General features: G+C 54.3%; 22 protein-coding genes and 1 pseudogene. 14 read left to right on the forward strand and 9 right to left on the reverse strand.

From position 1 onward, the window contains the following. Positions 1–27: 27 nt before the first annotated feature. The 3 genes from LOL23_RS18070 to LOL23_RS19110 are packed head-to-tail and all read right to left on the reverse strand — an operon-like array spanning position 28 to position 2780. Positions 28–1533 carry an ArnT family glycosyltransferase gene (locus LOL23_RS18070; RefSeq protein ID WP_237174050.1) on the reverse strand — a complete coding sequence of 502 codons (1506 nt, stop codon included), beginning with the start codon at positions 1531–1533 and terminating at the stop codon, positions 28–30. Positions 1534–1555: 22 nt separating this feature from the next. Then, entirely contained in the window at positions 1556–2602 is a 1047-nt protein-coding gene (locus LOL23_RS18075) for a glycosyltransferase family 2 protein (RefSeq protein ID WP_237174051.1), read from the reverse strand. Further along, positions 2571–2780 (reverse strand): GtrA family protein, encoded by a 210-nt coding sequence (locus tag LOL23_RS19110; protein ID WP_369414154.1) that lies wholly within the window; start codon positions 2778–2780, stop codon positions 2571–2573. The genes LOL23_RS18075 and LOL23_RS19110 overlap by 32 nt, the downstream gene beginning before the upstream one ends. On the opposite strand from LOL23_RS19110, the gene LOL23_RS18080 reads away from it, so the two are divergent. Then, positions 2685–2933 (forward strand): hypothetical protein, encoded by a 249-nt coding sequence (locus tag LOL23_RS18080; protein WP_237174052.1) that lies wholly within the window; start codon positions 2685–2687, stop codon positions 2931–2933. The two genes, LOL23_RS19110 and LOL23_RS18080, sit on opposite strands and share 96 nt — an antisense overlap. A gap of 79 nt (positions 2934–3012) precedes the next feature. Here the strand turns inward: LOL23_RS18080 and LOL23_RS18085 are convergent, their stop codons facing one another. Then, the gene (locus tag LOL23_RS18085) at positions 3013–3297 is read right to left on the reverse strand and encodes a DUF4148 domain-containing protein (RefSeq protein ID WP_255772794.1); all 285 of its coding nucleotides are present in this window, start codon (positions 3295–3297) and stop codon (positions 3013–3015) included. 255 nt (positions 3298–3552) lie between these two features. On the opposite strand from LOL23_RS18085, the gene LOL23_RS19115 reads away from it, so the two are divergent. The 8 genes from LOL23_RS19115 (at position 3553) to LOL23_RS18120 (ending at position 13675) form a co-directional block, all read left to right on the forward strand. After that, on the forward strand, positions 3553–3768 hold the full coding sequence (locus LOL23_RS19115; RefSeq protein WP_369414151.1) for a transposase: 216 nt from the start codon (positions 3553–3555) through the stop codon (positions 3766–3768). Positions 3769–3950: 182 nt separating this feature from the next. Next, positions 3951–4577, forward strand: coding sequence for a cation efflux transmembrane domain-containing protein (locus LOL23_RS18090; protein ID WP_255772795.1), 627 nt, complete (start codon positions 3951–3953; stop codon positions 4575–4577). Between the two features lie 193 nt (positions 4578–4770). Next, positions 4771–5145, forward strand: coding sequence for a DUF4148 domain-containing protein (locus tag LOL23_RS18095; RefSeq protein WP_237174053.1), 375 nt, complete (start codon positions 4771–4773; stop codon positions 5143–5145). Between the two features lie 273 nt (positions 5146–5418). After that, complete coding sequence (locus tag LOL23_RS18100) at positions 5419–6699, forward strand: TolC family protein (RefSeq protein ID WP_237174054.1); 1281 nt, start codon at positions 5419–5421, stop codon at positions 6697–6699. Then, entirely contained in the window at positions 6689–8191 is a 1503-nt protein-coding gene (locus LOL23_RS18105; RefSeq protein ID WP_237174055.1) for an efflux RND transporter periplasmic adaptor subunit, read from the forward strand. Before LOL23_RS18100 ends, LOL23_RS18105 begins: the two co-directional genes overlap by 11 nt. Positions 8192–8207: 16 nt before the next feature. Then, entirely contained in the window at positions 8208–11360 is a 3153-nt protein-coding gene (locus tag LOL23_RS18110; RefSeq protein WP_237174056.1) for a CusA/CzcA family heavy metal efflux RND transporter, read from the forward strand. Positions 11361–11627: 267 nt separating this feature from the next. Beyond that, on the forward strand, positions 11628–12302 hold the full coding sequence (locus LOL23_RS18115; RefSeq protein WP_237174057.1) for a heavy metal response regulator transcription factor: 675 nt from the start codon (positions 11628–11630) through the stop codon (positions 12300–12302). Then, positions 12299–13675 carry a heavy metal sensor histidine kinase gene (locus LOL23_RS18120; protein ID WP_237174058.1) on the forward strand — a complete coding sequence of 459 codons (1377 nt, stop codon included), beginning with the start codon at positions 12299–12301 and terminating at the stop codon, positions 13673–13675. Before LOL23_RS18115 ends, LOL23_RS18120 begins: the two co-directional genes overlap by 4 nt. Positions 13676–13873: 198 nt before the next feature. Here LOL23_RS18120 and LOL23_RS18125 read toward each other — a convergent pair whose 3' ends face one another. Continuing rightward, positions 13874–15031: a porin gene (locus LOL23_RS18125; RefSeq protein WP_237174059.1), complete on the reverse strand. Its 1158-nt coding sequence runs from the start codon at positions 15029–15031 to the stop codon at positions 13874–13876. Positions 15032–15674: 643 nt separating this feature from the next. Next, positions 15675–15797, reverse strand: coding sequence for a plasmid pRiA4b ORF-3 family protein (locus tag LOL23_RS18130; protein ID WP_237174060.1), 123 nt, complete (start codon positions 15795–15797; stop codon positions 15675–15677). Between the two features lie 638 nt (positions 15798–16435). Between LOL23_RS18130 and tnpB (LOL23_RS18135) the strand changes: the two genes are divergently transcribed. Continuing rightward, the gene (gene tnpB / locus LOL23_RS18135) at positions 16436–16657 is read left to right on the forward strand and encodes an IS66 family insertion sequence element accessory protein TnpB (protein WP_237174061.1); all 222 of its coding nucleotides are present in this window, start codon (positions 16436–16438) and stop codon (positions 16655–16657) included. A gap of 206 nt (positions 16658–16863) precedes the next feature. Here the strand turns inward: tnpB (LOL23_RS18135) and tnpC (LOL23_RS18140) are convergent. The 3 genes and pseudogenes from tnpC (LOL23_RS18140) to tnpA all read right to left on the reverse strand — a co-directional run bounded on the left by tnpC (LOL23_RS18140) (position 16864) and on the right by tnpA (position 19389). Next, positions 16864–18331: pseudogene (gene tnpC / locus LOL23_RS18140) on the reverse strand (IS66 family transposase). A gap of 327 nt (positions 18332–18658) precedes the next feature. Beyond that, positions 18659–18991, reverse strand: a complete 333-nt coding sequence (gene tnpB / locus LOL23_RS18145; protein ID WP_237174062.1) for an IS66 family insertion sequence element accessory protein TnpB — start codon at positions 18989–18991, stop codon at positions 18659–18661. Further along, positions 18988–19389, reverse strand: coding sequence for an IS66-like element accessory protein TnpA (gene tnpA / locus LOL23_RS18150; RefSeq protein WP_237174063.1), 402 nt, complete (start codon positions 19387–19389; stop codon positions 18988–18990). Before tnpA ends, tnpB (LOL23_RS18145) begins: the two co-directional genes overlap by 4 nt. Positions 19390–19459: 70 nt before the next feature. Between tnpA and LOL23_RS18155 the strand changes: the two genes are divergently transcribed. From LOL23_RS18155 to LOL23_RS18170, 4 genes are all read left to right on the forward strand, one after another. Further along, positions 19460–19906, forward strand: a complete 447-nt coding sequence (locus tag LOL23_RS18155) for a transposase (protein WP_237174064.1) — start codon at positions 19460–19462, stop codon at positions 19904–19906. Further along, positions 19903–20235: an IS66 family insertion sequence element accessory protein TnpB gene (gene tnpB / locus LOL23_RS18160; protein WP_237174065.1), complete on the forward strand. Its 333-nt coding sequence runs from the start codon at positions 19903–19905 to the stop codon at positions 20233–20235. The genes LOL23_RS18155 and tnpB (LOL23_RS18160) overlap by 4 nt, the downstream gene beginning before the upstream one ends. A gap of 82 nt (positions 20236–20317) precedes the next feature. Continuing rightward, positions 20318–21856, forward strand: coding sequence for an IS66 family transposase (gene tnpC / locus LOL23_RS18165; protein WP_237174075.1), 1539 nt, complete (start codon positions 20318–20320; stop codon positions 21854–21856). A 765-nt stretch (positions 21857–22621) separates the two neighbouring features. After that, the gene (locus LOL23_RS18170; RefSeq protein ID WP_237174066.1) at positions 22622–23980 is read left to right on the forward strand and encodes a heavy metal sensor histidine kinase; all 1359 of its coding nucleotides are present in this window, start codon (positions 22622–22624) and stop codon (positions 23978–23980) included. Positions 23981–24344 lie beyond the last annotated feature (364 nt).

Here is a 24344-nt window from a genome sequence, read left to right on the forward strand (position 1 = left end):
GTGTTCAGCGAACGCTTACGCTCATGGTTATCTTTCTGCAAATTGGGCACCAGTGACTCCCGGGGCTTTAGGCACTTTCACTAACATGTACCGCTTATTGGAGTACAGTTCCTCCAGTGAGATGTCGAGAATACCTGCCACAACTTTCTGTTCTCCTTTAGGAATCGCTAAATAAAACGGTGCGCTAAATTGAACTGCTTGTGACAGCTCTTCTTGCTTGACTTCCCGGGCCTGCCCTGCGGAATAGAATTGTGCGGAGAATGGCGGCTTCGACAGATAGAGCAGCGGAACAGTGGGTTCACCGCGCTGCATCACATAGCGGACCAAACCGCGCTCAGTGTTCCGCAAGTCCGGGTTGATCCATACGATCGCGCTAAACACGGTCGCGACTGCCGGGACAATACCTGCAACGCCTAGTAGGCTGCGTCCAGAGGACGCGGACTGTGTGTATATCTGGTTCGCTACAAGGGCGGAGAAAATGCTGAAGGCGGCTAACGAAGGGAGTACGTAAGTCCAAAGGATGTTGGCGGAGAAGGTAAAGAACAATGGCGTGAACAACGCACTGGCCAACCAATAACTACACAATGAGTCACCACCGATGGCCTTCATAGCCGCGCGAAGACGCGAACTGCGAAATGCGCCGATTATCACCGCTAGCATCAGGACTCCCCAAGGGAAAGAAGCCTGTAACCAATAGACCCATATCATTCCGCGTGCCTGACGATGGGCCGTTCCATACAGATCTCCACTCCAACCCGGATCTAGGAACCGGCGGAAGTGCTCACCCACTATGAAGTAGTCTAGGAAGCCGGGGGTTTTTATTTCAGCCAGGATGTACCACGGCAAGCTTAGCGCCGCAACTAAGGCCAGCCCTTTGCCCCAAGGCAAAGACTTAGCGAGATCAGCAGTCTTTCGATTGAAGGCATACCACACGGCTATTGGCGCAAAGATCAGCACCGCGGCCAAGGGCCCTTTCGCCAAAAGGCCAATAGCCAGGCCGAGGAAGAATCCGTATTGCCACCACAGTGAACAGCGCGCCTTCTGCCTGCCATCTGATTTCACATGCTGATTACCTGCTTGATCCGCTAGGGTGTGATTGCAGCCTTGCGCCACCATGGCAAACGACACCATAGAAAGGGTCGTGCCAAGCGCGAGAAAGGGATCTGTCAGCACTGCGCCTGAGCTGATATAGACGAGCACGCAAGTGCTATAGATGATTGCTGTCCAAAGTGCAACGCGCGGCCCACGCAATGATCGCAATCCTGTCACAAGTATGCCGTTGGATAGGAGCAAACATAGCCACGACGGAAAACGTGCAGCAAACTCAGTGAAGCCAAAAGCTTTCATTGACAGGGCCTGGGCCCAGAAGGAAAGCGGCGGCTTACCCCAGAAGGGTACACCAGCACTAAACCAAGGGGTTATCCAATCTTCTGATTGCGCCATAATGCGGGCGACCTCAGCATAGCGTGGCTCGCTCGTATCATAGAGCGGAACAATCAGCATGGAAATGAGCGGCAGTAAGAGCACTGCCATAAGCGTTAGCCGGGTACCTCCGCTAGAACGTCGCATACAGCTCTTTTCCGACAGGTGCGGATGCAGAACAGGCTGCCGCCTTCTCGACGGATTTGCCTTGCCGTACTACATCGCGCACCAAATACACCGGGCGCTGCTTGGCTTCGTAGTATGTCTTTCCGATGTATTCGCCAAGCAGGCCGATTGACAGCAACTGGGCACCTCCGAGAATTGTGATCATGGAGATGAGCGATGGATAACCTTGCACCGGATCGCCCAAGACAAGTGCCTTGACGACAATCCATAGGGTGAAAAGAATGCCGAAAAGCGCCGTCACTAAGCCCGCAGCCATCGCCAGACGGAGTGGAGCGATCGAGAACGAGGTAATGCCTTGGAACGCCAAATTTAAAAGGCCCATATAGTCCCATTTAGTGACGCCCGCTGCCCGCGGCATGCGGTCATACTCTATGACCGTGGTGGGCAAACCGATCCATGCGAACAAGCCTTTCATGTAGCGGTTCCGTTCGTTCAACTGGTTTATCGCATAGACCGCCTTGCGGCTTAGCAATCGAAAGTCACCTGTATCGGGTGGGATATCGACGTCACTGATCGCATTGAGCACCCGGTAGAAGTGGTGCGCACTGAGGCGCTTGAGCCAGGTTTCGCCCGCTCGAGAGCGGCGGCGCATGCAGACGACGTCTGCGCCTTCTTTCCAGGCTTGGAGCATCTTCGGGATAAGTTCCGGGGGGTCCTGCAGATCGGCATCCATGATGATGACCGCATCGCCTGCAGCATGCTCCAAGCCCGCTGTTAGCGCAGCTTCCTTTCCGAAATTTCGGCTTAGAAACACAGCCGTCACCGCCGGATCTTCCTGGGCCAACTCACTCATTGCATGAGGCGTACCGTCCCGACTTCCATCATCGACCAGAACGAGCTCGTAAGGGATGCCGAGATTGACGAGCACGGCGGTTAAACGCTCATGCATTTGCACGATTACCTCGTGCTCGTTGTACAGCGGGATGACCACCGACAACTCGGTCTTGCTGTCCCTGTGAAACTCAGGGTGCCAGTTTTCGAGTAATGCGTTCACGGAACACAATCCTTTTATAAAGAACGAAATTCATGGCTGCGACCACAGCGGTGGTGCAAACCTGTGCTAGACGATGATCCGCGTGAGCAATCAAAATCAGAAAGTAGAAGAGTCCAGTATTGATACACCAGCCCAAGATCACCGTGCGGGCATAAGCGGGAATGGCTTTACTGTGGATGCCGTTATTATCGAACGTCCAGTAAAACTGAAACAAGTAGTGAATTACGGACGCGACGGCGCTGATTGCTGGTGGCCAAAACAGGTCGCGATCTCCGCCCAACAAGCAAAGGCCATCACGGTTCATATATGGAAACTAGCAGTTGGGCGTTAGATAAAAAACCACGCACTAGTGCAGCAGTGCGTGGTGATTACCGCTCTCCCATCGCGGAGAAGAGCGACGGCAAATTGAATTATCGTCCCGATTGCCGCCGGACTTCTGCGTTATACTCGGGGCCACTACGCATACGAACATACTCGGCGTAGGCAGACCTGTACTCGCGGCTAAAGGTATCGGGTGTGCTCTCGCCAGCCCAGAAGTTATCCAGCCCTGCTTTTTTCCACAATGCTAGATCTGCACGCACCTCAGCACGTGTCTTGGGCTCTCCGAAAGCGGAGCTAAGTGGCTGGGCGCTGACCGCCATCGTCGTTGTCGCCAGCAGCACTGCTGCGAAAAGGTTCTTTTTCAAGTTGGTCATACGTTTACTCCTAGAATTTACGAACTCATGCGGCTGCGCAATGGCGCGTGATGAAAGTTAAGTCGCTTGAATACATTGTAGGAAATCAGCCTAGTCAGTTTCCGAACACGCGCATTACTTTTTTGTCACCTAAGCCAAAGCGTAATGGTCTTTATCTGATTCGTTTCGATAGGTGTACAGTAAGGCTCTGCTCAGTACCGTCTTGCCGGTGGTAGGATAAGGACAATAGGTTCCAATCAAAAATGGTTGGAACCAGTGACTGTTTTGGGAAAGAGCAACGCGGATTCAGATCACAATTTGCCGCGCTGGCGGTTTACTCGGGAGCTCAAGCGTAAAGTGGTCGAGCAATTGCTCGACTCGGGCCTGATAGGGGCTAAGGTGGCGCGCGAGCATACGCTACACCCGAACCAGCTATGCCCGTTGGCGCAACGGGTATCGCCACACGGAAGTAGCGCCGCACGCTCGGGCTGAGGCGCTGCGGTTTATGCTTGTTGCCTTGGCGTCGGCCGAGTTGGTTGAGGCTGAGACGACAGAACAGCCTGCGCTAGCTGCCGCAAGCCTTGAGGCGAGCTTTTAGTCCACCTTGGCAGATAACGTATCGTGCACTACGATAGTAAACCTCTTTCGCCCGAGACCGTCTGACCAACAACAATATGAATGAGCGCCAACCAAAGAATAGCGGCAAGTCTACCAATGAGATTCGGGCCCTCGATCGAAGTACTTTGAAGTGGGTGCTTACGATCAATCTAGGGCAGTGTGTGGCAGGGGTAATGGTTGGATTTTGGGCTGAATCAACTGCGTTAATTGCAGCGGCCCTGGATAACCTTGCCGATGCGTCGGTTTATGGCGTCAGCCTCTATGCCATCGGTCGTGCCGCACGCATCAAGGTGTTGGCCGCACGCTTATCCGGTTGGTTACTGGTAGGGCTGGCGTTGGGCGTGCTCTTGGAAGCCGTTCGCCGGTTCTTCGGCGGTGAGGCTCCCATCGGCGGTGCCATGATGGCGATGGCAGCTGTCAATGCAGGTCTGAATTTGGTATGCCTACGGCTGTTGTCGCGCCATCGTGGCAACGACGTTAACTTCAAGGCCTCATCGATTTTCACCAGTAATGATTCGATCGCGAACGTTGGGATCGTTGTCTCAGGCGCACTCGTAATGTGGCTAGATTCCAATGCGCCCGATCTACTTCTCGGTGTAGTAGTGGCGGGGGTCGCTGCCTACGGCGGGAAAGAAATACTTGAAGAGGCCGCTAAGACTGCAGCTTATTCAAAAACCTCCTAGGTCAACGGCGCTCAAGTCCTATTGAGGAGCGCTGATAGTCCAAGCGCCTTCGGGCCAGATAACAAAAAAGTAATCTAAGTGTCCCCTAGTTGTCCGGAACGATTCATTAAAGTATCTCCATCGTAAGCGCGTTGCGAACGTCAACGACGGCTAGCTTTTCCGCCGTAGTTAGTATTTATCCGATGGAGTTTTTATGAAGACCTTGATTACCGGTCTAATGCTGTCTTTCTCGCTGGTGGCTGGCGCCGCTCAGGCCACACCAGTTGATGTCCCCGAAAGGAAAACTCGAGCCCAAGTGGTCGCCGAATTGCAAGAGGCTCGGGCCTCGGGCCTCTTGAGTAGCGGTGAACTCGACTATCCCCCAGTCATTTCGGATCGGTCAAGTTCCAAGTCCCGCCAAACGGTACTCGCCGAACTGGATGCGGCTCGCAAGGCTGGTATGTTAAGTAATGGCGAGCTCGATTACCCGCCTGCATCCGCAGTTAAAAGCTCCAAGACTCGAGCCGAGGTGCGAGCCGAACTGGCGGCGTACGAAGCGGCAGGCCTTATGCAACCGGTTCCATACTGAGCTTTGGATCGAAAGCTGGCCTAGCAAGTACGGTCCGATATGTGTCTACCTGGTATATTCCTGCCCGGAACGCGTACGGCGTCCCATGAATGTGGGCCTCATTGCCGCGTTTGGCTCTGCGCGCCACATCTATCGATACTTCTGGACAGGGCTGAGTTGAGCCGCCTCGCAGTACAAGGCTGTCTTCCAGCTCTATGAAAACCTTATTGGTCGGCATGTCGACCTCCTTTTTACTTTCAGTTCAGTTGTCCAGGACCATTTTGGCGTAACTCCATGCGAAGTTTTCTTTACTTAATCGGAATTATCTCCGTAATTAGTGGGCCGGCATTCGCGCAGCCTGCTTATGACTATCTTAGAGATAGTCCGGCGGTGCAACTTGAGCCAGCCACCGAGCTGACACTTGATGAGGCGCTGAACCTAGCTCTCGCGAGGAGCCCTTCTCTTTCGGCCGCTCGATATCTCGCTGCGTCCTCCGAGGGAATCGTGACCCAAGCGGGTGTAATCCCAAATCCGGTTTTGAGCTTCGAAATCGAGGACACGAGCAGAAGGCCTACACGAACAACCACTAGTACGTTAAGCATTCCGATAGAGTTGGGCGGCAAGCGCAGTGCGCGCATCACCGCCGCTGAGTTAACACGGGATGTTGCAAGGAGTGATCTACAGGGGGTTCGCGCTGACGTTCGGTCACGGACGATTTCTGCTTTCTTTGATGTTCTCATCGCTCAAGAGCAAGTCGCTTTGACGGCCAGCGCGGTCGATATCGCAAGCGGGGCGCTGTACGTGGCCACCCAGCGTGTCGCGGCAGGAAAGGTGGCGCCGCTGGAGGAAAATCGGGCGCAGGTCGAGGTGGCGAACGCACAGCTTGAACAGAATGAGGCGCAAAGTGCACTCAAGGCGGCTCGCCAAAGGCTCTCGGCACTGTGGGGTAATCCGTCACCGATGTTTACGAAGGCGAGAGGAGATATCGATACATTGCCAACGAGACCAACACTGGACGATTTTGCAGTCGCGCTTGGAGACTCACCTCTGGTGGAATCGGCGCGACTGGCCGTTGAGCGAAGTCGCGCTCAAATTCAAGTCGAGCGCAGTAAAAGGTATCCAGACATCGAGCTGAGTGTTGGAGTAGCTCGAAACAATGAACTCGGTCGTAACCAGACCATCGTTGGTGTAGCGATCCCCTTACCGCTCTTTGACCGGAATCAGGGAAATGTCTATGAGGCATCGATGCTGGCCTATAAAAGCCGAGATGATTACCGAGAACTCAAAACTCGCCTGATGGTCGAGCTTCAGCAGGCCGCAAGCGCGTTCGATATTTCCAAAGCTGCAGCAGGGAAGCTCGACTCGTTAGTTCTTCCTACTGCAAATCGCGCCTACGAGACTGCAAGGAAAGGGTTCGAAGCAGGTAAGTTTGGATTTACTGAAGTCATTGACGCGCAACGCACATTGTTCCAAGCGCGAACCCGTTATCTCACCGCATTATCCGATAGTTATCAAGCCCTCGCACGAATAGAGCGAATCTTAGCCCCAAAAACAAACAATACGTATGAACAATAACAGACAACCGTTGACCGCTAGAGCACTGCAAGTGGCACTTGCCCTGGGACTGATTGCCGTGACCCCTATGTTTACCAATGCGGCTTACGCGGCCGATGAGGATCACGACGCCCACTCTGCGACCGAAGAGAGTCACGCGGATAGCCGTGAGAAGGGGCCGAATGGTGGTGAGATAACCCAAGCCGGAGAGATTGGCGTTGAATTGTTGCTGGCTGAAGGCAGCGGCGAGCCTCGCTTGCGTATCTGGGTGAGCTCGTTGGGCGGGGCTATTGCGCTCGACAACATAACAGCAAAGGGCCAGGTTTCAAGACCGAATGGAGAGGTGCAGACCCTCAGCTTCACTCCAGCGAGCGGATATCTGCAAAGCGAACAAGTGATTGCAGAACCGCATTTTTTCTCTTTGAGCGTCGAACTGAAGATTGGCGCACAGAACAAAACCATCTCGGCTCACCTCGAGCGCCAAGAAGGAAAAATCGAGCTATCAAGAGAGCAGATTACAGCAACTGGACTATTAATAGATACTGCAGCCCCAGCGACACTTGAGAAAACCCTGAAGTTTCCCGGTGAAATCAAGTTCAACGAAGACAGGACCGCACATGTTGTGCCGCGGCTTTCCGGAATTGTCCAAAGCGTGCCGGCGACCCTCGGTGAGCAAGTAAAGGCTGGGCAGGTTTTAGCGACGATCTCGAGTGCCGCACTGGCCGACATGCGCAGTGAACTACTTGCAGCAAAAAAGCGTAACGCGCTGGCCAGGACAGTCTACAACCGCGAGCGAAAGTTGTGGCAGGAAAAGGTCTCTGCGGAGCAGGACTTCCTGCAAGCGCGCGCAGCACTCGCAGAGACTGAGATAGCGTTGCAAAACATCAAACAAAAGCTTAAGACGGTAGGGGCTTCGGATGACGCGTCTTCACTAAGCCGACTCGAGCTGCGAGCGCCTTTTGATGGTGTCATTATCGAAAAACATATAACCCTCGGTGAGTCAGTTCAAGAGGATGCGAGCGTCTTTATGCTCTCAGACCTTCGTACCGTCTGGGTGGACTTTCGCGTCGCCGCGAAAGACCTTGAAAGCGTTCAAATCGGCAAGAAGGCCGAAGTCTCGAGTGCTGCCTTTACCTCGACGGTTCGGGGTACTGTTTCCTATGTGGGTGCATTAGTCGGACAACAAACGCGCACGGCCACTGCACGAATTACGCTCGATAACCCCGATATGGCATGGCGACCCGGCATCTTCGTAACGGTAGATGTCGTTGTAAATGAACGAGATTCCGCTGTAACCGTAAAGGCTGACGCAATACAAACCATCGAGGGGCAGCCGGTTGTATTTATCGCCGTGCCTGGAGGGTTTGTTGCGCAGCCGGTGGAAGTTGGTGCTATCAACAATGACCGGGCCGAAATTACCTCTGGCTTATCTGCAGGAGTGAGCTACGTAACTGAGAACAGTTTTGTGCTGAAGTCAGAACTCGGTAAAGCGACAGCCGAGCACTCACACTGATAGGGAAGCATGAAACATGTTTGAACGGATTATTCGCTTTGCCATTGAGCAGCGCTGGCTTGTCATTCTAGCGGTTCTGGTCATGGGGGCCCTTGGCGTTTATAACTATAGTCGGCTTCCGATCGACGCAGTCCCAGACATCACTAATGTACAAGTCCAAATCAATGTAGGTGCGCCCGGTTACTCACCGCTTGAAGTTGAGCAACGCATTACATATCCCATCGAAACTGTAATGGCCGGCTTGCCCGGCCTAGAGCAGACTCGTTCACTTTCACGCTACGGTTTATCTCAAGTTACCGTCATATTTAAAGACGGCACGGACATTTATTTTGCAAGGCAACTGGTCAATCAGCGATTGCAAGAAGCCACGGACAACCTGCCCGACGGAATTAATCCCTCGATGGGCCCCATATCGACAGGCTTGGGCGAAATTTATCTTTGGACGGTCGAAGCGGAAGACGATGCCCGTAAAAAGGATGGTACGCCGTATACGCCTACAGATCTGCGGGAAATCCAGGACTGGGTCATCAAACCGCAGCTACGCAACGTGCCCGGTGTAACGGAGATTAACACGATCGGTGGCTTTGCCCGAGAGTATCAGGTGTCACCTAACCTTGAGCAAATCGAGTCATATAGTTTATCGCTAGCGGATATCGTTTCGGCGCTTGAAAAGAATAACGCCAATATTGGTGCTGGTTACATTGAACGGAAAGGAGAGCAATATCTTATTAGAGCCCCTGGGCAAGTTCGATCCGTTCAGGATATAGAAGACATTATTGTCGCGTCCGTGCAAGGCGAACGACCCATTCGCGTTGGGGATGTTGCGCAGGTGGTACAAGGGCGAGAGTTGCGCACCGGCGCGGCAACGGAAAACGGTCGGGACGTCGTGCTAGGAACTGTTTTCATGTTAATCGGGGAAAACAGTCGAGCAGTGTCGCTAGCGGTTGACCAGAAGATGGAGGAAATTAATCGTACTCTGCCTGAGGGCGTGCACGCCGTTACTGTTTATGACAGGACTACATTGGTCGACAAGGCAATAAACACTGTCAAGAAGAATCTTCTCGAAGGTGCCGTCCTAGTTATCGTCATTTTGTTCCTTTTTTTGGGGAACATAAGAGCTGCAATCATCACCGCAATGGTTATTCCCTTGTCGATGCTATTCACCTTCACGGGGATGGTAACGTACAAGATCAGTGCGAACCTCCTTAGTCTGGGTGCGCTAGACTTTGGCATCATTATTGATGGTGCCGTTGTCATTGTTGAAAACTGCGTCCGGCGTTTAGCTCACGCGCAGGAACATCAGAAGCGGCCATTGACAAAGACTGAGCGATTTCATGAAGTATTTGCCGCAGCAAAGGAAGCCCGGCGCCCATTGATTTTCGGTCAACTGATCATCATGGTTGTTTACCTTCCCATTTTCGCCTTAACTGGCGTTGAAGGAAGGATGTTCCATCCGATGGCCTTTACCGTTGTCATTGCACTGATTGGAGCAATGCTGTTGTCGGTTACGTTTGTACCAGCCGCTGTTGCGCTTTTCATGGGAAAACGCATCGCGGAGAAAGAAAATCGCCTCATGTTGTTGGCCAAACGCGTGTATGAGCCGCTTTTGGAACGGGCCTTCAAACATAACAAGGCAGTATTTGCAGCAGCTCTCGTGATAGTGCTGGCGACTGGCGTTTTGGCCTCTCGAATGGGAAGCGAGTTTATTCCCAACCTCAACGAAGGCGACCTTTCTGTGCAGGCTCTGCGCATTCCTGGAACGAGTTTGTCTCAATCACTTGAAATGCAGAAGCAACTTGAGGTTCGCCTAAAGGAAAAGTTTCCAGAAATCGAACGGATTTTTGCAAGAACAGGTACAGCAGAGGTTGCTTCAGATCCAATGCCGCCTAATATTTCTGACGGATACATTATGCTTAAGCCCCAGGATCAATGGCCAGAACCAGTGAAGACGCGCGATGAGTTACTTGAAGCGATCAGAGCTGAGGCGAGCCAAATTCCGGGAAACAATTATGAGTTTTCTCAACCTATTCAACTTAGATTTAACGAGCTGATATCGGGCGTACGAAGTGACGTCGCCGTGAAACTCTTCGGTGATGATAACGACGTCCTAAATGCAACCGCAGCCGAGCTTGCTGAAGTGTTGACACAGGTTGAGGGCGCCACTGGCGTGAAGGTAGAGCAAACGACAGGGCTGCCTGTACTTACTATAGACATTGATCGAGGGCGTGCTGCGCGTTATGGATTGAACATGCAGGACGTCCAGGAGACCGTCTCTATTGCTCTTGGTGGGCGAGTGGCGGGAACATTCTTTCAAGGTGATCGAAGGTTTGACATCACCGTGCGCCTTCCCGACGGTGTGCGCGAAAATATTGAAGCCATCCGGCAATTGCCTATAGCGCTGCCTAATGACAACGTGGATAGTGCCCGCGTGTCCTACATCCCATTGAGCGAGATTGCTACTTTGGATCTGTCTCCGGGGCCGAATCAAGTATCGAGAGAAGATGGAAAGCGTCGCATTGTCGTCAGTGCCAATGTTCGCGGACGGGATTTGGGTTCATTTGTCGATGATGCAACCCAGGCGATAGAGCAAGTCAAAATTCCAGCGGGCTACTGGGTAACGTGGGGAGGCACCTTTGAACAGCTTCAATCAGCTACCCAACGCCTACAGATAGTTGTCCCTGTGGCCCTCTTATTGGTCTTTATTCTCTTGTTCGCGATGTTCGGTAACGTTCGAGACGGTTTGATCGTGTTTACAGGCATACCCTTTGCTCTTACCGGCGGAATATTCGCACTTTGGCTACGTGGAATACCGTTATCGATTTCTGCAGCAGTAGGGTTCATTGCACTTTGTGGAGTAGCAGTACTCAATGGCTTGGTCATGCTGTCTTTCATTGGGTCTTTGCGAGAAGAAGGCAAGCCGCTGCTGGAGGCAATTCGGCTGGGTGCTCTTACCCGGCTGCGGCCCGTGCTAATGACAGCGCTGGTGGCGTCTCTCGGGTTTGTTCCGATGGCGATTGCTACAGGAACTGGCGCTGAGGTTCAGCGACCGCTTGCTACGGTAGTGATTGGCGGTATTATATCCTCCACCATTCTTACACTTTTCGTTTTGCCGCTCCTATATCGCCTGGCGCATCGGCGTGATGTCGAGGAGGCTCCTTTAGACTCGTAATAGAAAGTAGCAATGAGGCCGCAACTGCGGCCTCATGCTTATGCGTAACGTAATTTATCGAACGCGGTGTGCCTAGGGCACACGAGGTTTTTTTCCAAGGAATACGGCCGGTTGTTGGTGTGGACGGGCTTGTTGGTCGGGAGGGGCTAGTGCGATGCTTTGGAAGACCAGACCATGATTTCGCGTCGTGGGATAAAATTCCTTTAGGTAAAAGTGCCTTCTGCAACGCGGACAAGGAGGTGGCATTGCTTTTTAGGTCCTATGGAAATGCGTATACTGATAATCGAAGATGAAAGAAAGCTAGCGGACTATCTGTGTAAGGGGTTGACAGAGAACAATTATGTCGCAGATGTTGCTCGGGATGGCATCAATGGCTTGCATGCAGCTCGGGAAGGTAACTACGACATCGTGCTACTCGATGTGATGCTTCCGGGAATAGACGGCTATACCATCCTGAAGGAGCTCAGACAAGACAAGCCGACGCATGTAATCATGCTTACAGCTAGGGATCAGGTTGAAGATCGCGTGCGAGGCCTGGAGGGCGGTGCTGACGACTACTTAGTAAAGCCGTTTGCCTTTTCGGAGTTACTCGCTCGTATTCACGCCGTGCTGCGGCGTGGTTCGACTCAAGAGCCCACCACTTTGCAGCTAGGTGATCTGATCCTGGATCTAGCCAGGAGGAGGGTTACGCGCGCCGGCGTACGCATTGACCTCACCGCAAAGGAATTTACGTTGCTGACGCTTTTGCTAAGGCGCCATGGCGAAGTGATTTCTAGAACCGTGCTGGCGGAGAAGGTCTGGGAGATGAATTTCGATGGCGATACGAATGCTATCGAAGTTGCTGTACGCCGTTTACGAGCAAAGTTAGACGACCCGTTCGATGCGAAACTGCTTCACACGGTTCGCGGCATGGGTTATGTATTGGAGCTTCGCAACTCGTGAAATTGTTGCGCGTGCCGTCTATGTATCAGCGATTGATAATTGTGTTTGGGTCTATCGCTCTGGTCGGTTCCTGCTTGGCTGGCCTAGTGCTGTTCAAAGTAATAAGTTATGAAGTGCGCCATCAGGAAATCACGGAGATACGAGGGAAAGTCGAAGTCATTACGCATCTTGCTTCAATACAGGATAACCCGATTGATGTCGATGTTTTCAAAAAATCGTTAGCCACTCTCCTTGGCGAGCATGAATACTTGGAAGCATGGATCTTCGATCCTCAGGGAGCCCTGATATATGGAAAGCCGTTTCCCGCAGATCAGTATGATGTGCCTGAAGGAGGGTTCACGATTGACCTGCCGGACGGCAGGCGGCTTAGGGGTTTAGACGCCAATATAACTGTCGGTGAAGTGCCCAATTACAGCTTAATTGTGGCCGTGGATACGGCAAGAGGCGATAAGCTTCTATACGTCTTTGGCACCACTCTATTTGCCGTCTGTCTAGCATGGGTGGCATTTGTGTCTGCACTTGCCACATGGGCAGTGAGGCGATCACTTTCATCAATTGACCAGCTTTCAGAGCAGGCGGCTCGGATCGGGCCGCAGGATGCGCATGTACGCCTTCCCGTAGAGAGCATTGATATAGAGCTGCGGCAGCTGTCCACGACCTTTAACCGAGCGCTTGATCGTGTCCAGGATGCGTACCGCCGTTCAGAAGGATTTAATGCCGATGTCGCTCATGAACTTAGAACGCCCTTGGCTAACCTTATCAGCGGTACGGAAGTTATTCTCGGTAGGGCACGCTCTGCCGAGGAGCTTCGAGCCACGATGATGTCGAACCTTGAAGAGCTGGAATTACTTCAACTTATGGTAAATGATATGCTCTTTTTAGCGAGAGCAGACAGCGGCGCAGTAGCGGCAGAGCTTGTCCCTATATCTATGAGGAGCGAAGTCGTGATTGTACTCGACTACTATGAAGCCATGCTGGACTCCGCGGAGTTGCGGGTCAATGTTGTTGGCGATGCTGACGCCTCAGCAAATGCTCGCTTAATACGCCGGGCTATTTCTAATCTCGTTTCTAACGCGATCAAAGCTACCCCTCCAGGGGAGGTGATCAGCATAGAAATCCATAGTGACGTTGAACGCGCCCATATCAAGGTACGCAATTCTGGCACAGGCATCCCTGAGGAAGTTCTGCCAAAGATCTTTGAGCGATTCTTTCGAGCTGACTTATCGCGAACCCAACGGCCTCAGGGTCACGGCCTTGGCCTGTCAATCGTTAGTGCCATTGCTCGTATGCATGGAGGCGGCACTTTTGCTCGCTCAGGGAAAGATTGGAGCGAGGTTGGGTTTTACATTGCCCGCAAAGCGGAAAGCGGCTGATCAAAACGGGCGCGAGTCGGAGTAGGTTTATCGTCAAGCGGTTCTGGAAAAAACGTTGGCAGGTATAAAACTGACGGCTTTTTTATATGGCGCGCACATGCTCTTCAATTAAATCTACCACCCCGCCAACGATGCTAGGCACTGAGGCGCCATGTTCGCAGGCGGGGTCTCTTACTTCGGTTGAATCAAAGGTCTCGATTAGAACTGATGACGGAAGCCTATGCTTGCCTCGGTCGCTTTAGCGTCGCTCAAGAATGCGAAGTTTTTGGTGTACTTTGCCAAAGCATATAAGCTAGAGCGTTTGGACAAACTGTAGGTGTAGCCAAGAGCAAATGTATTGCTCGTGGAGTCACCACCAGTTAAACGGTCGTCATTCGCATCCACGCGCTGCCAAGAACCAAAGACACTGCTGGATGCGCCAACTGGTGCCGATAGCGCTACGAGATAGGAATTGGATTTAAATCCGTCCACAAAGGCATTCGTTGGCACCCCGGTGAAGTTCCCGATGCTACCACCATTCGGAAGGCCACTTCCGCCGAACCAGCCATCAGTTGTGCGACCATACGCTAGTGCGAGTTTTGCCACTTCAAAATCATAGGCTGCGCCCACAAGATATGAACGAGGTGTGGCATCTCTTTGCGCGTCGCTGAGCCTGCTGGAGGGATTCAGCTGGTCGTACGAGACAAATGCGCTCAGCGGGCCATTCCCGTATCGGAGACCCACTGATATGGCGCGTGTGTTGTCTGCGGTCTGGAAGCCGACCTGATTTGTTCGTGAGTCGTCTGCGCTAAAGGAATAACCCACTCCCAATGTGAATCCGCTAACCGACGGGGTTTCGTATGTAACCAAGTTATCGTATCGGACGAAATTTCCCGAGCTGAACCCGAGCCCGGATCCCATATTCAGCTGCGTAAAGCCGCCTCCAAAGGAAGAACCTAAGGTGCTAAAGAAGTATCTAGAGGCAATGTTGTACTGGCGACCTATTTTCATTTGCCCCCAGTTGTCGCTAGCAAGGCCTACAGTAGCCTCACGCCCGAATAGACGACCGCCTTGTGTCGACGTACCGGTACGAGGGCTAAACCCGGACTCCAGTTGGAAGGTGGCATACAGACCACCTCCAAGATCCTCCCTTCCGCGAAGCCCCCAACGAGACCCGGCCGTGACGCCATCGGTCATCCCGATGCGGCTTCCTTTGGCGCTGACTGTCTGGCCGGTCGTGGGATCCGTAAATGAGCCGTCGACCTTAGCGTACCCTACACCTGCGTCGATGAGACCGTAGAGGGTCACGGATGACTCGGCATACGCGGCACCGGAAGTAATTGTGGCCACCGCGGCCATGAGAAGCGTTTTTTTCATAGTAAAAACTCCATATGTTTTTGCAATACTCGGCAGGATTCGATGCCGACGGAAAGGTCTGGTGCCCGGATTACATCGACGTTCCGAGGGCCTCGACAAAGAAAGCGTAAACGTGCGTTCTCGACAATTCGCCGACTTTAAGCTTACAAATTAGTCGCTTTTCGTAAGAGTTATCGCTTGCCTGGCAAGGCACTAAATGGGTGCGTCGCCGGCTGAGCGAGCCATAGCAATAGTTCAAACACGCCGAAAAGGGGAAATACCGCCTGAGCGCAATTGCAATTGGCGACACCTCAGCCAGCGAAGGAAACTGTCGCAATAAAGCGACATACCGCAACATTCGGCCGGCCTGATTATTGAGTTGCTTTCGCACGATGAATGTAACGGCCCGCTCTGTACGGTCTGGAAATCTCGGTTAAATTTCAACAGATCTCGTGTCCGTGTAATTGTGAGATGCGCAAATATCTCAATGAGCAATTCTCTTTCTCTGACGATGCCGCCGAGCGCCCTCAGCCCGTATCCGGTTGAGTACAAACATTAGGTGGTTCAAGAATCGATGGCGGGTGGCGCCTTCGGGCCAAGCTCGCGAGGGCCCATATTACTGATAATGGCCAAGCCAGCACCGCGTTGCTTTAAATCCGGATCTTCATGAACCGTTCATAACCACTTGCAGAACGGAGGCGGTTGGATCGAAATGATCGCCATGCCGATGCGGCATCTGGGTGTGCTCGGGATAGGCGGGATCGGCCATGGCTTGCATGAACTCCATATAGACGGGCTCCCCGGCCCACATCCTCGGGCGGACACGCGTTGGCTCCATCCAGACACCAGGGCGAGTCCAGCGGGCCGTTGAGGGGATGTCACCTCGATCGGACGAATCCGATGGGCCCGGTTATCCCCTGTAGTCGTAGATGTAATGGAATTGGCGACGTAGGCCCAGCGCCTTGTCTGGGCGTACGCGTTTTCCGCTTTTGAGATCTGGCTAAGGGTAAACCGGGGGTCAAGCTTACCGTAATGCGTAGGGGCGATGTCGAACCCATGCAGATGGCAGCCGAGCCAGCCTATGGCTTGCTGAATTTAGATAGAATCTATGAATACCACAGCGATGTCAGTCAGTCGGAGCTTCGGCAACCTGCCTCGGCGCCGGTTTCCCAAAGAAGAGAAGTATTAGGCCGTGCGAGAGTTCTTGCGTTTGGGCATTCCCTTGGGCGAGTTAGCCCGGTAGCGCGAACTGCAGTACAACTCCGCCTGCTGTCGTAACCCGTGCTCAAGGTGGCAAATGCTCGGGCGAGCAAAGCGACGATATGGTTGGCCGTGAGCAATTGCATATCAACCTGCTCAAGGGCACAGTCTTGCTTGAACGCAAATGTTTGCAGCGTTGTTGCGAACTATTTCGGCGACGCTGCAATGATCGGTTCGCCAAAAGGAGCACCGGTACGATTCGCGGCAGGCGCTATCGACAGGCGTCGAGACTTTAATGGCTTGGCGGCAATCGTACAGGCCAAGCTTGAAGAAGATTCGTTCAGTGGCCATGTCTTCGTCTTCAAGAGCCGCAAGGAAGAACGCATAAAGATGCTTTGGTGGAGCGGCGATGGCATGTGCATGATGGCCCAGCGCAGGGCAGGCTAGGTACATTTGACGCCAGCGTAGCTGTCGATGCGTATCCGTCCGGTGATCCCATCTTGAAGCTGCCCGGTCCCTGTTAGAGCATACGTGTCCACTACTTTTAATGGACACGTATGAACTATGAGCACACTAAGCGCCGGCAGCGGCGCATTCATCGTAAGCGTTCGGGGAACACACATTGACACGGCCCCGTTAGGGGCCGTTGTCTTTTAGTCGGTAGTTGGTGGCGACCAGTTATGTGGCAGTAACTCGCCGATCCGGTTGGCCGGTTGCGTGGGCAAGCGCGTGAGTACGTCTTTCAGGTACGCATAGGGATCATGACCATTAAGCTTGGCCGACTGCACAAGCGTCATGATGGCAGCCGCCCGTTTACCGGCGCGTAGCGACCCGGCGAACAACCAATTGTTGCGGCCAACCGCGATCGGACGAATCTGTTGTTCGATATGGTTGTTGTCGATCGGCAGTTGCCCATCGTCCAGGTAACGCGTGAGCGCCGCCCAGCGTTTCAGACTGTAGTCCAGCGCTTTGGCTGTGGCTGAGCCATCGGGCACCCGCTCGCGTTGCGCGAGCATCCAAGTGTGTAGTGCTTCGGCCAGAGGTCTGGCTTGAACTTGGCGTAGCCGGCTTCGATCTTCGCTTGTCAGGTCTTTGGCCTGGCGCTCGATCTCGTAGAGCTGTCCGATATAGTGCAGGGCCTGCTCGGCCAGCTGGCTCTTATTGGAGGCGTGCAGTTCGAAGAATTTGCGACGTGCATGCGCCATGCAACCAATCTCGGTCATGCCTTGTGTAAAGCAGGCCTTGTACCCGGAGTAATCGTCACAGATCAGGCTGCCTGCCTTGCCAGTCGCCCAGGAAGGCGCGGGCATGTTCGCCGGCGCGCCCCTCGGTAAAGTCATAGACCACGGCACGCAGATCCTCGAAGCCCCCCGGCGCGTACGCCCAGAGGTAGGCCCGGTGCGTCTTCTTGGTGCCAGGCTTGAGCATCTGTACCGGCGTCTCATCGGCATGCACGACGCGATGGGCAAGGATCGCCTGGCGCAAGGCATCTGCCAGCGGTTGCAAGTGCACGCCGCTCGTGCCCACCCAATCGGCCAGCGTGGAGCGGGCCAACTTCATGCCGGCGCGCTCGAAGATCTTCTCTTGCCGATACAGCGGAAGGTGATCGGCATACTTGGCCACCAGCACATGGGCGAGCAGCCCGGTAGAGGGCAGGCCCTTATCAATTATGTGCGCGGGCACGGGAGCCTGGGTGAGTGTCTGGCACTGTTTGCACGCCCACTTGCCGCGAACGTGACGCTCAACACGCAACACGCCAGGAATGAAGTCCAGCTTCTCGCTGACGTCTTCACCGATGCGCTGCAACTGGCAACCGCATTGGCACGTCGTGCTGTCTGGCTCATGGTGGTACTCAATGCGTGGCAGATGCTCGGGCATTGGCCTGCGCTTGGGCTGGCGCTTGGCACGGGCGGCAGAAGGCACGCCAGCCAGCAACTCGAGCTCCGTTTCGATGGCGGCAATGTCTTCCTCGACGGCTTCTTCGAGAAGGGTGCCCTGTACGCCGGACAGTTGCTCACCCGTCTTGCCGAAGCGGTAGCGCTTCAGTGTGGCAATCTCATGGGTCAGTTGCGCTATCTTGGTGTCTTTAAAGCGAATCTCATCTTGCTGGTAGGCCAGCATCTGATCGCGACGCGTCAGGATCTCTTGAGTGGCTGCAACCTCGTGCTCAAGCTGTTGGCGTTGAGCCCGCAGCTCGTGTAGCTCGGCGCTGGCCTGCTCGCGCTGCGCCTGCATCTGTTGACGCTCAGCCTCCATCTCTTGAAGCAATTGCTTCAAGGCATGGGCATCCATCTGGTCGAGGTCAGGCACGGGTGATTGCATGCTGTCAGTGTGCCATGACGGCACACTGCGCGCCATTGGCGCATGCCCCGATTGCAAGCCGCTACACTGGGCGCGCAAGGTAAAAGTGAGCCACCGTCGGAGTAAATCTGACCCACCCTGAACGGGTCACAGCAGGTCGATCACACCACCGACGCCGATCCGGTGCCAAGGCAAGCCGATGACCAGCGCCTGCAGTTGCTCTTCGCTCAGCCGCTGGTCGGCTGCGTCCGGCCGTGGCCAGGTGAAGCCGCCTTGATGCAGCCGCCTGGCCGCCAGCCACACACCCATGCCGTCATGCACCAGTACCTTCAGACGGTTGGCGCGGCGATTAGCGAACAGATAAGCATGGTGCGGCTGTGCCGCCCCGAACACCTTAACGACTCGGGCCAACGCCGTCTCGGTGCCAGCGCGCATGTCCATCGGTTCAACCGCCAGCCAGATCTGATCGATGCGGATCATCGCATGACATCACGTAGCCAGGCGGCACACTGCTGGGCCTGCGACACAGGCCAGCGTACCGACGCCTTCAGGCCGTTGTGCTGCAGCTCTATGCTGATGTCTTGAGCGATCTCGGCCGGTGCGTCGGGTGCTTCAGACTGACCAAGCCTTAGCGGAATGAACTGTGCAGCAATGTCGCGTCGTACTGGCGGCGCTGCCACCGGCTCCAAGGTACCGAAACGTTCGTGCTCCTGGACCCATTTACGAAGCAAGTTCGGATGCAGATCGTGGGCTCGCGCTACGGCGGCAACCGAAACGCCACGCTGCTGGCAACTGGCGACCACCTCGGCCTTGAACTCGGGGCTGAACTGGCGTCGATGACGCCGACCTTCTTGTGCGGCAAGCTCGCTAGGTTGCATTACTCCACCTACTGGGATGAATTACTCCACCAACAATCTGGTGGAGCCGCCATCCTCTACGATCTGACGCTTGGGCTCAAGATGGTTTTACCGGACGCATACCATTCATCCGCCCGAGTTCAAGGCCCAGTTGGTCGATCAGTGCTTGGGCGGCGCCTCGCTATCAGCCATTGCGGTGGACAACGGGATCAACCCCAATCTTCTGCGGCGTTGGGTGCTGGAGCATGAACGGCTAGGGTTGCACGGACTGGACGACACCGCCGCGGTCAATAGCCCGACTGCCCAGAAACCGGTGGCACCGGCGTCCTGGCTGCCCTTTGTGCCCGTCAAGTCCGCAGTCGATGTGCCGGCCCGCACAATGATGGATCAGCCTGACTGGCCGGCGGGAACGAACACTACCGCAGCGCCAGACACGATCCGGGTTGAGGTGTCCGGTAAGACGCTGAGTCTGAGCGTGCAATGGCCGATGGCCCAGTCCGGCCAGCTGGCCGATTGGGTGCGAGAGCTGCTGGCATGATTCGTATCGACCACGTCTGGCTGGCCGTTGACCCGATAGATATGCGTTGTGGGCTGGACACTGCACTGGCCAAGGTCGTAAACGTGTTTGGATCTGCCCATCCACATCACGCCTACCTATTTGCCAATAAGCGTGGTAATCGCCTGAAGGTGCTGGTGCATGACGGCCTGGGTGTGTGGCTCGCCGCACGACGATTGAACCAAGGGCGATTCGTGTGGCCCAGGCCGGGCGAGGTCTCGGTCTCGATGACTGAAGAACAGTTGCAGGCGCTGGTGATCGGATTACCTTGGCATCGCATTGGAACGGGTGGAATTATTGATCTGATTTGAGAGGCCTTAGCCAGCCGAATTTCACAATCAGGGCATGCGCCAATGTCAGGAGCCCGCCCGCTCTGGCACACTATCGGTCATGATGAACGTGGCACCGCAGAACCTGGAAAGCATGGACGCGCAGCAACTGCGCGAACTGGCACTGAGCCTGATGCACACGGTCGGCAAGCAGGAACAGGAACTGCACAGCAAGACCACACGCATTCAACAGCTCTCTCACGAGATTGCGGTACTGAAGCGTTTGCGCTTCGGTAAAAAGGGTGAACACCTTCCTTCCGGTATCCAGGGCAGCTTGCTCGAAGAGGCGCTGGACGAAGACATCGCCGCCATTGAGCTGGAACTGCAGGCGCTCGAACCACAGGTACAGGCCAAGGCAGAGAAACGCCAACCGAAACGCACCGCACTACCACCGGAGCTGCCGCGCATCGAGATTCGTCATGATCCTGCCTCGACCGACTGCGCCTGTGGGTGCCGGTTGAAGTTCGTTCGCGATGAGGCCAGCGAGAAGCTGGACTACACGCCCGGCGTGTTCAGCGTCCAGCGTCACATCCGCAGCATCTGGGCCTGCGCGCAGTGCGAAACCATCACGCAAGCGCCCATGCCCGCACATGTCATCGACAAGGGCTTGGCCACCCCGGGCTTGCTTGCTCACGTATTGGTGGCCAAGTACTCGGATCACTTGCCACTGCATCGCCAGGAAGGAATCTTCGCCCGGGCCGGATTGAGGCTCGCACGTTCCGCGCTAGCCCAGTGGGTGGGAGAGTGCGGCCATGCCCTGCAACCGCTAGTCGATGCTTTACGCGCAGCAATTCTGGCTCGGCCAGTCATCCACGCCGATGAAACGCCGGTACGCATGCTCAAGGCTGGCAAGAAGGAAACGCATCGCGCGTACCTGTGGGCCTATGCACCGGGCGTCTTCGAAGACTTGAAGGCCGTGGTGTACGACTTCGCCGAGGGCCGCGGCGGGGAACATGCCCGGGCCTTCTTCGGTAACTGGCACGGCACGCTCGTTTGCGACGATTACGGCGGGTACAACGCCTTATTCCGCCAAGGCATTACCGAAGCGGGCTGCATGGCACATGCGCGTCGTGCCGTCTTCGATCTATTTGAATCGAGCAAGAGTCCGGTGGCCGGGCAGGCCGTCACGTACTTCAATCAGCTCTACGACATTGAGCGCGGCCTAAAGGATTTACCTCCTGATGAGCGCCGGCATCGACGACAGCAGCAGGCCAAGCCTCTGGCTGTGAAGTTCCATGAGTGGATGCTGGCGCAGCGCGTGCGCGTGCCCGACGGCTCGACCACGGCCAAGAAATTGGATTACAGCCTGAAACGCTGGGACGCTCTGACGCGCTACCTGGAAGATGGGCGCGTGCCGATCGATAACAACCATATTGAACGACAGATTCGACCCATTGCCATAGGTCGCTCGAACTGGTTATTTGCCGGCTCGCTGCGCGCCGGTAAGCGGGCAGCTGCAGCCATGAGCCTGATCCAGTCTGCAAAGCTGAACGGACATGATCCCTACGCTTATCTGAAGGACGTGCTCACGCGTCTGCCCACGCATCCAAATAACCGGATCGACGAACTCTTGCCGCACAACTGGGCGCCCCACACCTCTTAAAAATGACACGACCGCTTATGCGGCCGTGTCAATACGTGTTCACCGGACGGATACGTCGATGCTACTTGAAGGTATCGATTGGCGTCGCCCGACGCGCACCCACAAACCGACCCAGGTTTGGATCCCAAACATGCGCCGAAATGCACATGTTTATTGAGTTTGTCGTTCATTCTGTATGGAGAAGATGAGACACTTGCGCGGTAGGGGACTCGGGCGCCCTGGCCGGTGCCTACTGTCGTTGCTTCTATTGCTTTCAAACGATTGATAGCAAGCAACCGCTCTAGCTAAGGGGAAGAATTTACTGCCGCGAAGGACGATTATTTCGGGGACCTTACGAATTCGTAATCTTCCTGTCGGATAAACGACGAGCTTGCATTATTACAATCTCAAAACACAGAGCTACCAATTAAAGGACAGTTTGGACCTCTGTTGCGAAAGCTCCACCTCGCCTTTCAGAAGGACTCAACGTCTTTTCAAGTCGTTCCGCTGTCAATCGCAGAACATTAGAAGCGAGCCAGGGGCCCGCCGCAATTAAAGATGTAGCGTGGCAGGCGCTATTTCTCTTTGTTGTTCAAGCTCAATCATAGTTCACGCTACGCTCAGTCGGTTAATCAATACATTAGTCCCGTGTAACTGCACAACACTGGGAGAGATCCTGGTGTCCTGTCTGGAACGTAGGAAAAGAGGCAGTAAATCGTGGGTTACAACGCCGCTGTAAAGGTTTGAATGCACGGACAGTGGACGCTTAAGGAATAGTAGAGCCTAATGCCCACTGGATCAAAATCTATTCGTCGTTGGCTTTCCAAGTGGCTGGCCGTTCAAGCATTTCTCGGGCTCGGAGTGGTGTGCGTCGCGGTGTATTTCGCTACGAGCGTGCATTTGACGTCTCAGCAGAATGCAATGCTTACGCAAAAGATCGATGTTATCCGACACCTGGTGGCAGAGAATGCTGCTCTAGGTGACTCCGGCTTTCTACGCCATAAGCTTAGCGACTTTTTCTATGGCCGTCCTGACTTCTCCTTGATACTTGAAATTGACGGGAAAAAAGAGATCTATGGGAAGAATCCAGGAGAGGGAACCGGCTCTCATGACCGCAGAGTGATGTTCTCGCTTCCTAGTGCCCAGTCCGAGAAACGAATGACGGCACAGCTAGTTCTTGACGTCTCTCCTTACATTAACCTACAGCAAACGCTTGCACTCGCTCTCTTCGTTTGTGCGCTGGTAGGGGCGATGCTTGTATCTCTGGTAGGCACTCTTCTGGTCAGGCGCGCATTAGCTCCTGTTGGCGAACTTGGCCGCCAAGCCGCCACACTTTCGCCTGATAGAATGAGCGAGCGCTTGAACGGGCGAGGCCAAGCGGAAGAAATTCAACCGTTGGTTGGTCAATTCAACGCGGTTCTTGATCGCTTAGAAAATGCGTATGTACAAATGGAAGGTTTCAATGCTGATGTTGCACATGAGCTTCGTAATCCATTGACAACCCTGATTGGTGAAACAGAGCTAGCGTTGCGTTTGAATTATTCGGGTGTCCAGCTCAGAGAAATACTCGGATCAAACCTTGAAGAGCTGCACCGTATGGCTCGAATAATCACGGACATGCTATTTCTCTCACAAGCTGATCGCGGTGTTCGTCTGCATGGAGAATTCATTGAGAGTGTAGCTGCCGCGATTATGAGGGTCATGGAATACTATGAGGAAGAAGCTGCGGAATCCGATGTGAGATTTGTGCTCGTTGGCGACGCGCCAGCAGAGATAGAGCGGACGTTACTCCAGCAGGCCGTCTCTAACCTGATTTCTAACGCTCTCCGCTATTCTGACCGTTCGAGCGAGGTAACTATCAGTATTTCTACCCATGCAGGCGAGACCGTGGTAGAAGTCTCCAATATGGGGAAACCCATTGAAGAACACCATCTACCGAAGCTCTTTCAACGTTTCTACCGCGCCACAGATGAGCGCACTGCGGATGGTATCACTCATTGTGGCCTAGGTCTTTCAATCGTCGCAGCGATTGCAAAAATGCATGGAGGAAGAAGTTTCGCCAAATGTATAGGCCCTAGGACCACGATAGGATTCAGTATCGCAAATACAGGCCGTCGTTCGACTATTGGCGGTCAACCAGATTAGATAATTCGTAAGCAGCTTACTATGAGAATGGACGGCGGTCGTACCAACGAGCATGGCGAGAAGCAGCGGCCGCGAGCCATGTCCACACAGAGTTGAATTGTGCAGACTCTATTTCTATACATCCCTTGCCTGGGATCGGTACTGTAAAGGTCAGCTCAAGATCGTTCTAGCAATCATTCCCAGCCATGAAAGCCATGCGCGAGGCTCCAATCCGACTCCTTGTTGCTGGATTCTGCTCGTCGCACCGGTCGCTCGCGTTTAGGCGTTCGGTTCTGGATAAGCCCGATGGTAATCCCCCCGTATAACCGCAGTGATCGAAGGTAGAATTTCCATAACAAGGAAATTCGCAATGAAGCAATCCCGA

Origin of the sequence: Paracandidimonas lactea, from assembly GCF_021653995.1 — a bacterium.
Taxonomy (GTDB): Bacteria; Pseudomonadota; Gammaproteobacteria; order Burkholderiales; family Burkholderiaceae_B; genus Allopusillimonas; species Allopusillimonas lactea.

Excerpts from the sequence above, each read along its gene's own strand:
- LOL23_RS18070 (WP_237174050.1), bottom strand. The coding sequence starts at position 1,533 with ATGGCAGTGCTCTTACTGCCGCTCATTTCCATGCTGATTGTTCCGCTC.
- LOL23_RS18085 (WP_255772794.1), bottom strand. The coding sequence starts at position 3,297 with ATGACCAACTTGAAAAAGAACCTTTTCGCAGCAGTGCTGCTGGCGACA.
- LOL23_RS18090 (WP_255772795.1), top strand. The coding sequence starts at position 3,951 with ATGAATGAGCGCCAACCAAAGAATAGCGGCAAGTCTACCAATGAGATT.
- LOL23_RS18095 (WP_237174053.1), top strand. The coding sequence starts at position 4,771 with ATGAAGACCTTGATTACCGGTCTAATGCTGTCTTTCTCGCTGGTGGCT.
- LOL23_RS18100 (WP_237174054.1), top strand. The coding sequence starts at position 5,419 with ATGCGAAGTTTTCTTTACTTAATCGGAATTATCTCCGTAATTAGTGGG.
- LOL23_RS18105 (WP_237174055.1), top strand. The coding sequence starts at position 6,689 with ATGAACAATAACAGACAACCGTTGACCGCTAGAGCACTGCAAGTGGCA.
- LOL23_RS18110 (WP_237174056.1), top strand. The coding sequence starts at position 8,208 with ATGTTTGAACGGATTATTCGCTTTGCCATTGAGCAGCGCTGGCTTGTC.
- LOL23_RS18115 (WP_237174057.1), top strand. The coding sequence starts at position 11,628 with ATGCGTATACTGATAATCGAAGATGAAAGAAAGCTAGCGGACTATCTG.
- LOL23_RS18125 (WP_237174059.1), bottom strand. The coding sequence starts at position 15,031 with ATGAAAAAAACGCTTCTCATGGCCGCGGTGGCCACAATTACTTCCGGT.
- LOL23_RS18130 (WP_237174060.1), bottom strand. The coding sequence starts at position 15,797 with ATGGAGTTCATGCAAGCCATGGCCGATCCCGCCTATCCCGAGCACACC.
- tnpB (WP_237174061.1), top strand. The coding sequence starts at position 16,436 with ATGATCGGTTCGCCAAAAGGAGCACCGGTACGATTCGCGGCAGGCGCT.
- tnpB (WP_237174062.1), bottom strand. The coding sequence starts at position 18,991 with ATGATCCGCATCGATCAGATCTGGCTGGCGGTTGAACCGATGGACATG.
- tnpA (WP_237174063.1), bottom strand. The coding sequence starts at position 19,389 with ATGCAACCTAGCGAGCTTGCCGCACAAGAAGGTCGGCGTCATCGACGC.
- tnpB (WP_237174065.1), top strand. The coding sequence starts at position 19,903 with ATGATTCGTATCGACCACGTCTGGCTGGCCGTTGACCCGATAGATATG.
- tnpC (WP_237174075.1), top strand. The coding sequence starts at position 20,318 with ATGAACGTGGCACCGCAGAACCTGGAAAGCATGGACGCGCAGCAACTG.
- LOL23_RS18170 (WP_237174066.1), top strand. The coding sequence starts at position 22,622 with ATGCCCACTGGATCAAAATCTATTCGTCGTTGGCTTTCCAAGTGGCTG.